We start from the raw sequence: 8146 nt of genomic DNA on the forward strand, positions 1-8146 counted from the left end.
CCAAGGTGGAGAAGCGGAATAGCTTGTTTTTCCGTTCATGGTTACTTTATTAGTAATCATGAACTAATTTTTCCCGATCAAAAGTAATTAAGAGAAAATCAAGGTTCTTCGTTACTTGGTATGGTTCGATAGGGGGTCATAAATCGACTAAATCCTTATCTGGTAAGAGACTTAATTGATTAGTTCGCTCTAGATCAAAAATAATTGACAAAAATCGCTAAATGCCTTTCTATATAAGGTTTCTATCCCTTATAACCCCCGTCCATTGCATAACAATTACCGAAGAGCCCAATTTTTTAGCGATCAAAAACTGATTCTATGTTAATACCGATCAATCAAGAATAGAGTGATATTCTCCCGTCGCAATGGTGATTTAACTCACCGTTTTATCCATGCTGATGGCCAAATACCGCCAATTTCGAGACCAGCTAGACCACTAGAAGCATTTATAATGGTTTTACCACGACTATCAGCCAATTTTATCGACAATTTACCTTTGAGGGTATCTTGACAAGCAAAACAGAGACCTTTTTCTGTGGGTACACGCACGCGATCGGGAGGATGATCACTGATCCCGATTAAGACAATGGTATAATCCTCGTTGGTTGCCCTCATTTCCCAGTATCCCCAGGGTTGCACTGTCCAAGTTAGTTGAGAATTCCAGATATCAAACTTATAAAAGCGATTTTGGCAGTGAATACCGATAATTCCCACCGATTCCGTCCAGTGGAGAACTTTCCGGGTAGAACCCACTGCGGTTAAGGTTAAATCGGGATTTTCAGGGAAAGCATTACAATTAATCCAAAACCACTTTTCGGGGAAAGAATAACCCCAATTTTTCTCGCTATAAAAAGGTACATTCTCAAATTGGTAATTTTTTCCCCGATAGGTAATCATTCCTGTTGCTAAACCATGAGCAGTTAAAATCTGCCAACCTGGGTCAAAAATCGGTAAATAAGATAATATTCCTGCTGTTGCTTGGGGTAAACGCTTGTTATCTCCCCAAGTGTACCTAGTTTCAACGCAATAATCCCATTGACAGATTTCTCCAGTGACAGGATCATAAATTCGTCCTTGCTGCTGGTGTGCCGTTGCTTGATAACCTTCTCGAACAGACTCAAAAAAAGCCGACGGGGAAAGCAGACGGGGACGGATTTTTAAGTTAGTTTTTCCCCAATGGATAATGGCTAATTCCTGACGACTTGCCCAAAATTTATCCGTATCGGGAAAAGTGCGACAAAGATAATTAGATTCTATGGCTAAAATTTGCACTGATCCGCCGCTATTGACTTGACCGCCCCTTGGGTCTTGAATAGAATACATAAAGGCGAATCCGTCGGCTAATTGCGGAATCATGACTCGGAAGTACCAACCTTCAAAGAATCGGGGAGTGATACCATCCCAATGGTAGCCAGAATGAGGGGGTTGTGAAGACATCTATGGGTTTATCTTTAGGTATTGATTTTGGCACATCGGGAGCGCGAGCGATTGCTATTGATTCTAGCAAAAATATCGTCGCTGAGGTTCATTATCCTTTCACCGATGCCAATTTTCAGGATTGGCAAAAGGCCCTATTTTATTTATTGGATAATCTAGGGGATTCGGTGCGTTCAGAACTTAAATCGATCGCGATTAATGGTACTTCCTCGACGGTGTTATTATGTGATAATTGGGGTAATCCTCTTTCTGAGGCAATATTATACAATGACGGGCGAGGAATTGCCTTTTTAGAAGCAATTAAAGCTATAGCACCCCCTCACCATCCCGTGATTAGTGCTACCTCCAGTTTAGCTAAATTACTTTGGTGGAGTGAACAAGAAATTTTTTCGCAAGCGCGTTATTTTCTCTCGCAAGCGGATTGGTTAGCATTTCTGCTGCACGGTAAACTGGGAATTAGTGACTATCACAATGCCTTAAAGTTAGGTTATGATCTCGAAAATCTCTGTTATCCCGATTGGTTAGAGAATTTACCGATGTTTAATTTATTACCGCAAATTTTTGCCCCGGGTACAGCGATCGATACTATTAAACCGGATTTAGTGACTCGTTTTGCTATCCCGAAAGATTGTTTAATTTATACGGGAACCACCGACAGCATAGCGGCATTTTTAGCCAGTGGTGCTAATTCTTTAGGGGATGCAGTGACATCTTTAGGTTCAACTTTAGTCTTAAAATTATTAAGTAGCCAGAAAGTTGATGATAGTAACTATGGCATCTATAGTCATCGTTTAGGAAATTTGTGGTTAACTGGTGGGGCATCCAATACGGGAGGAGCAGTGTTAAAGAAGTTTTTTTCTGATCAAGAATTGAGAAATTATAGTTTAGCAATAGATGGACAAAAAGAAAGTAATTTAGATTATTATCCTCTACTAAAAGCGGGCGAGCGCTTTCCCATTAATGATCCTTTTTTACCCGCAAAACTGACTCCTCGCCCCGATAATCCTCGAGAATTTTTGCATGGTTTACTAGAAAGTATTGCCCGCATTGAAGCTTTAGGTTATCAGCGTTTACAGGAATTGGGAGCCAATAAATTAGAGCGAGTTTATAGTGCCGGTGGTGGGGCAAAAAATTCGACTTGGAGAATAATTCGTCAGCGTCATTTAGGGGTTCCTGTGCTTTTATCTAAACAGGAGCAAGCGGCCTATGGTACTGCCCTATTAGCACAGCAATCGGTTACGCTATTGAAATAGTCTCATAAGTAGGGCTTGCTGAAAAAGTTTGTTGGTGGGGTTAGGAGTCGGTCGTCAGGAGTCAGTATTCAGGAGATAGGGTGATAGGGTTTTGGAGCGATAGGGTGATGAGACAGCTTCCCCATTTCCCCATTTCCCCACTTCCCCACTTCCCCACACCCCACACCCTACACCCTACACCCTTCGTTAATTAACCGTAATAGGGTGGCTCATTACCCGGTTTCCATTTGATATTACAGCCTAAACTGGGTTTTTGGTCCGTCGGCGCCGGTTGACCGGCTAAAACCTTGTCAATAGCGGTGCGGAGATCTTTGCCTGTCACCGGTATTCCATTACTAGGACGACTATCATCCAATTGACCGCGATAGACTAGAATCCGCTGACTATCAAAGAGGAAAAAATCGGGAGTACAGGCTGCCGTGTAAGCTTTCGCCACTTCTTGGCTTTCGTCATAGCATAAATTGAATTTAAAGTCAAGGGTTATCGCCATTTTTTTCAAATTTTCGGGCGAATCATCGGGATATTTCTCCACGTCATTAGAACTAATTGCGAGGATGCCCAGATTGGTGTTAGCATAATCGCGACCTAGACGGGTAAGTTCTTCTTGAATGTGTTTAACAAAGGGACAATGTTCACAGAGGAAGATGACTAACAGAGCGGTTTTAGCCGCAAAGCTGTCCAGAGAGATAGTTTCACCCGAAACCACATCGGGTAAGGCAAAACTGGGGGCTTTTGTCCCCAGATCTAACATTGTGGACTCGGTGCGTGCCATAAAGTTTATACTCTTTTCTATAGGGAGGACTGAGATTTTTATAGCATTTCATGCTTCATCGCGCAAATTTAATCCTTAGACACCATCAGTAAACAGTAAACAGTAAACAGTAAACAGTAATCAGTGAACTGATAAGCCATTGACCTATCTAAATTACTGGTTAGAGCTGCAGTAGTCATAGTTCGCAGTGTCCGCTAATTGTGGAATAAAACTACTACAGAAATTCGCCTCTTCATCAGTAGTTTAGCAGCAGATGCCCAAAAACACGCCGAGGTGATTCGCAGACATTGGAGTATTGAAAATAGTCTCCATTGGGTACTCGATATTACATTTAATGAAGATGCCAGTGGGATTCGTCTGGGGTATGGAGCGGAAAACCTAGATCTGTTGCGCCGTTTAAGTCATTAGTAGATTCAATGAGTATATCCATTTATCGAACTCTTGAGTCGAAATGACTGAGTTGCTTTCAATTTACACACATTACAGAAAATCAGAAATTAACCTTCCATACATTGTATCCAGTTCATAACATTCTGGAAAACTTACTGGTAAACTGGCAAACGGCAAACGGCAAACGGCAAACTGGCAAATGGCAAACTTACTGGAAAAATAAAATTATGGGAACTTTGCAAGCAAAAAACCACATCCTCAAACCTGTATTCATCATCATATCGGGATTAGCGATTACTCAAACTATTGGCTGTACAACTTTCAATAGCTATCATCAGAAAAATCAAGTAAACGCCCAAACACCTGCAAAACCAGCACCCCAAGAAATTGTACAAACTGGAGAAGTGCGCCCTTTACCTGGTAGTTTAGATAAAATACCTGTTTTTAATAGCAACAGTCCAGAGTGGATCAAAAATGAAGGTATTCTACTTTCTACTTTTACACCTAATAACAAAAAAGTTCCAGCCGCACATTTAAACTTTCCCATTCAAGGCAGATTTGATTTATTTGCTCATCATTATACCCACAATCCCAAGGATTTACAAACCTTATATATAGGAGTAATTTTACATAATCCCAGTAAAAAACCTATCACTATTAACCTTTTACAAGGTGCGAGTTATTTAATGACAGAAGCACCGTTTGTCACCTTGCAACCCTACATAGAAAATAACGATGGTAAAGCATTTTCTGGACCAGGTGCAAGAGCAGTAGCGGATGTTTTGCGGGGAGTACGTCAAAAAGAATTTCCAGCAAGAATAGTCATTGCTGCTGGGGGAAGTCAAATGTTATTAAACCATCCTATCCCAGTCAGAAATTTAGAAAAACCTGTCAATGGGAGATCCAGTTTTTTCCGATTAAATAGCAGTGGTAAAATTTATGCAGCGAGTTTAGCCATGTTTGCGAAAAAAAATGCTGATGGTAGCGAGCGCGCACCCCCATTAAAAGAATGGCAAGACTTATTAAATAACGGTAACTTTGCAGGACCAAGAGATAAAACCCCCACACCCCCAGATGCAAAAGGAGGTCAATTAATTTACAGCAGAGTCGCAGGTATATCCGAAGGTGCAACATGGAAAGCAAACCTCACAGACAACACCAAAACCCAAACCCTGACTATTCCCGAACCAGGTAAAATTATTTCTTATCCCATAGCAAACTTACGGGGTGGAAGGTTAGGAACAGAACAAAGCCAAACCGCAAAAATGCTAGTGCGGTATCCTGATACTGCTTACGAAGCACATGGTAACTATGGGGTAGAATATCAACTCAACATACCTTTAACTAATAACACTAATAAAAATCAGACAGTTAGCATCACTTTAGAAACTCCATTAAAAGAAGATAGACTATCTGAAAAAGGAATTAAATTTAGAAAACCATCATTAGACTTTCCCTTTTTCCGTGGTACAGTGCGTTTAAAATATAGCGATGATCAAGGTAAACAACAAACCCGTTATGTACATTTATGGCATAGAACAGGGCAGGTTTTAGATCCTTTATTAAAACTAGATTTAAAACCAGGAACTCAACTAAAAGTACAATTAGATGTTATTTATCCACCTGATTCTACACCGCCGCAGGTGGTTACAATTAAGACTTTGGAAAATTAAAATAAATTGCAACAGACAAAAATCACTGACTGCCTTGTCTGTTACGGCGAACTGACAGGGGTTAATCTGAGAGGAAGCAAAAAAAAGGGCGTTGCTGAATCAAGGTATGAATGACAATCTTGCACCCATCCAAAAGTTAGTTTGGGTCTAGGTTTTAAAAATCCCACAAAAGAAGATTCATATCTCAAATCAGCAACGCGGGTTGAATGGTACTCAACCCCTCTTTCTTTCCCTCCCCGTTTATCTTGACTCTAATCTCGGAATTTAGCAACAGTTTTCTTGCCTTAAATCCCGGAATTAACCTACTGAAACTGATCTGCCCAATTTTCGATCACACGCTGACTTTCGCGAGCAATAACTAAAGCGTTATCGGGGACATTTTTAGTGATAGTTGAACCGGCAGCCACGGTGACATTTTTTCCTAATTTTAAAGGAGCCACTAAAACACTATTTGCCCCAGTTTTTGTGCCACTGCCGATCATAGTTTGATGTTTTTTCACGCCATCGTAATTAGCAGTAATTGTTCCCGCGCCAACGTTAACTTTTTCCCCTAAAGTGGCATCTCCCAGATAGGATAAATGGGCAATATTGGTTTTATTGCCGATGCTACTTTTTTTAATTTCAACAAAATTACCGACTCGACAATTAGCCCCAATTTTCGCTTCTCCGCGCAAATGAGCGTAGGGACCGATGCGACAACCAGAATCCACCTGACTATCAGAAATCACCGAAAATAAGACGGTTACATCGCTGCCTATCCGACTATTTTCGATTAAACTCCCAGGACCTATACGACAACCAGAAGCGATTATCGTCTCACCGCGCAGATGGGTTTGGGGTTCGATAATCACATCGGCACTGAGGGTGACAGTATCCTCAATGGTGACACTATCGGGGTCAATTATGGTGACTCCAGCGGCCATCCAATCATCTTTGACTCTAGTTTGCAGGATATCATAGGCGGCGGCCAATTGTTTGCGATCGTTAATGCCGGTAATTTCTAAAAAGTCCTCCACATCCACGGCCATGACGGGATCGAGAAAATTGACCACATCCGTGAGGTAATATTCACCTTGATCGTTATTGGGGGTTAAATTAGGCAGTATAGCCGCTAATTTTGACCAATTAAAGCAGTATATACCTCCATTAATCCGGTGGTTTTGTCGTTGGGCATCGGTACAGTCTCTTTCTTCCACAATCTGCTTAACGAGATTATTGCCATCACAAAAAACTCGACCGTAACCTTTCGGGTTTGGGAGGTTAGCAGTTAAGAGGGTGGCAGCGTTACCATGGTCTTGATGAATCTGGAGAAGATTTTGCAAGGTTTCGGGACGCAACAGGGGAACATCGCCATTTAAGACCAACAAATCCCCCTGAAAGTCCTCTAAATGGGGGATTAACTGCTGAATAGCATGGCCAGTGCCTAACTGTTCCTTTTGTTCAACAAATTCGATATCATCGAGATGCTGTAGAGTATTTCGCACCTGTTGCCCTTGATAACCGATAATCACCAGTTTTCGCTGGGGATGTAAGGATTCGCTGACATTAAGCACCCGTTCCACTAGCGAGCGACTGCCGAGGGGATGTAAAACTTTCGGAAGGCTGGACTTCATTCGGGTTCCCTTACCCGCTGCTAAAATTGCTACCGCTACCATGGTCATGCTTGCCAATATCGTTCGCGACTGAGTATATCGCACTCCGATCCCCTTGGTTGCAAGAATTTTTTCCCTCTTTCATCCTGTGCCAGTTGAGAAACTACCATAAAAAGGTTTTCTTTAAGACATTGTTAAGGTAGTATATACAAATTGAAACAATTAAACATAATCAGCACTCTATAGATACCGCTATGACAACTGTACTAACTAAGGAATCCTCCGCCATGAAACAGATTCGCACCACCTACCAAGCTGACCAACAGGTGAAATACCTGCATCTAGAAGCGGAAATCGAGGTACTGCTGCAACAACTGCAAAACCTCAAGCGCAAAAACCAAGAGAATCAACACCTAAATTAAAGAAAATTTCCCTAAGAATTCTCAAATCCCACCCTCTGATCGGCGAGAAGGTGGGAAAATGTTTTTTGAGAATTCCAGATAGGTGTAGATTAATGATCAATTTTACCTTACAGCAAGCCTTCGCCCGTCGTCATGCCCTGAAAGTGATTAGTGGGTTAAATAATTTCGATCGCTCGCAGGTTCTCTCAGTAGTTAAAGCCGCTACAGCCGGAGGAGCAACTTTTGTCGATATTGCCGCTAATGCTGACCTAATTCGGACGGTAAAAGCCTTGACAAATTTACCCGTGTGTGTATCGGCCGTCGAGCCAGAATTGTTGGTGATGGCAGTGGACGCGGGAGCCGATTTAATTGAGATCGGTAATTTCGATAGTTTTTATGCCCAAGGACGCATTTTTGAGGCGGCGGAAGTTTTAGCCCTCACCCGTCAAACTCGCGACCTACTGCCCGAAATTACCCTGTCTGTGACAGTTCCCCATCGGCTGCCCCTCGATGAACAGGTGAGACTAGCGGAAGCTTTAGTTAGTCAGGGTGCCGACATTATTCAAACCGAAGGCGGCACTAGCAGTCAACCCCGTCACGCCGGTATTTTGGGACTGATTGAAAAAGC

At 42.0% G+C, this 8146-nt stretch carries 7 protein-coding genes and 1 pseudogene; 5 read left to right on the plus strand and 3 right to left on the minus strand.

Going from position 1 to position 8146, the window contains the following annotated elements:
- Nucleotides 1-378: 378 nt before the first annotated feature.
- Nucleotides 379-1437, minus strand: a complete 1059-nt coding sequence (locus PX481_RS07580; RefSeq protein ID WP_002756744.1) for a tocopherol cyclase family protein — start codon at nucleotides 1435-1437, stop codon at nucleotides 379-381.
- Nucleotides 1438-1439: 2 nt separating this feature from the next.
- Here PX481_RS07580 and PX481_RS07585 point away from each other — a divergent pair, with 2 nt between their 5' ends.
- Nucleotides 1440-2690: an FGGY-family carbohydrate kinase gene (locus PX481_RS07585; protein ID WP_002756740.1), complete on the plus strand. Its 1251-nt coding sequence runs from the start codon at nucleotides 1440-1442 to the stop codon at nucleotides 2688-2690.
- Between the two features lie 190 nt (nucleotides 2691-2880).
- Here PX481_RS07585 and PX481_RS07590 read toward each other — a convergent pair whose 3' ends face one another.
- Complete coding sequence (locus PX481_RS07590; RefSeq protein ID WP_002756739.1) at nucleotides 2881-3462, minus strand: thioredoxin family protein; 582 nt, start codon at nucleotides 3460-3462, stop codon at nucleotides 2881-2883.
- A gap of 207 nt (nucleotides 3463-3669) precedes the next feature.
- On the opposite strand from PX481_RS07590, the pseudogene PX481_RS07595 reads away from it, so the two are divergent.
- Together PX481_RS07595 and PX481_RS07600 are read left to right on the plus strand one after the other, a co-directional pair.
- Nucleotides 3670-3867 (plus strand): annotated as a pseudogene (locus tag PX481_RS07595) (ISAs1 family transposase); the annotation flags it as partial.
- Between the two features lie 107 nt (nucleotides 3868-3974).
- Nucleotides 3975-5525: a DUF3370 domain-containing protein gene (locus tag PX481_RS07600; RefSeq protein WP_002756737.1), complete on the plus strand. Its 1551-nt coding sequence runs from the start codon at nucleotides 3975-3977 to the stop codon at nucleotides 5523-5525.
- Nucleotides 5526-5827: 302 nt separating this feature from the next.
- On the opposite strand, the gene glmU is transcribed toward PX481_RS07600, so the two are convergent.
- Complete coding sequence (gene glmU / locus PX481_RS07605; RefSeq protein WP_041805027.1) at nucleotides 5828-7180, minus strand: bifunctional UDP-N-acetylglucosamine diphosphorylase/glucosamine-1-phosphate N-acetyltransferase GlmU; 1353 nt, start codon at nucleotides 7178-7180, stop codon at nucleotides 5828-5830.
- 191 nt (nucleotides 7181-7371) lie between these two features.
- Here glmU and PX481_RS07610 point away from each other — a divergent pair, with 191 nt between their 5' ends.
- Complete coding sequence (locus PX481_RS07610; protein WP_002756735.1) at nucleotides 7372-7539, plus strand: hypothetical protein; 168 nt, start codon at nucleotides 7372-7374, stop codon at nucleotides 7537-7539.
- Nucleotides 7540-7631: 92 nt separating this feature from the next.
- On the plus strand, nucleotides 7632-8146 hold a 515-nt coding region (locus PX481_RS07615; protein WP_288094214.1), incomplete at its 3' end, for a DUF561 domain-containing protein.

The organism is Microcystis sp. M53603_WE2 (genome assembly GCF_030065435.1).

Excerpts from the sequence above, each read along its gene's own strand:
- PX481_RS07585 (WP_002756740.1), top strand. The coding sequence starts at position 1,440 with ATGGGTTTATCTTTAGGTATTGATTTTGGCACATCGGGAGCGCGAGCG.
- PX481_RS07580 (WP_002756744.1), bottom strand. The coding sequence starts at position 1,437 with ATGTCTTCACAACCCCCTCATTCTGGCTACCATTGGGATGGTATCACT.
- glmU (WP_041805027.1), bottom strand. The coding sequence starts at position 7,180 with ATGGTAGCGGTAGCAATTTTAGCAGCGGGTAAGGGAACCCGAATGAAG.
- PX481_RS07610 (WP_002756735.1), top strand. The coding sequence starts at position 7,372 with ATGACAACTGTACTAACTAAGGAATCCTCCGCCATGAAACAGATTCGC.
- PX481_RS07590 (WP_002756739.1), bottom strand. The coding sequence starts at position 3,462 with ATGGCACGCACCGAGTCCACAATGTTAGATCTGGGGACAAAAGCCCCC.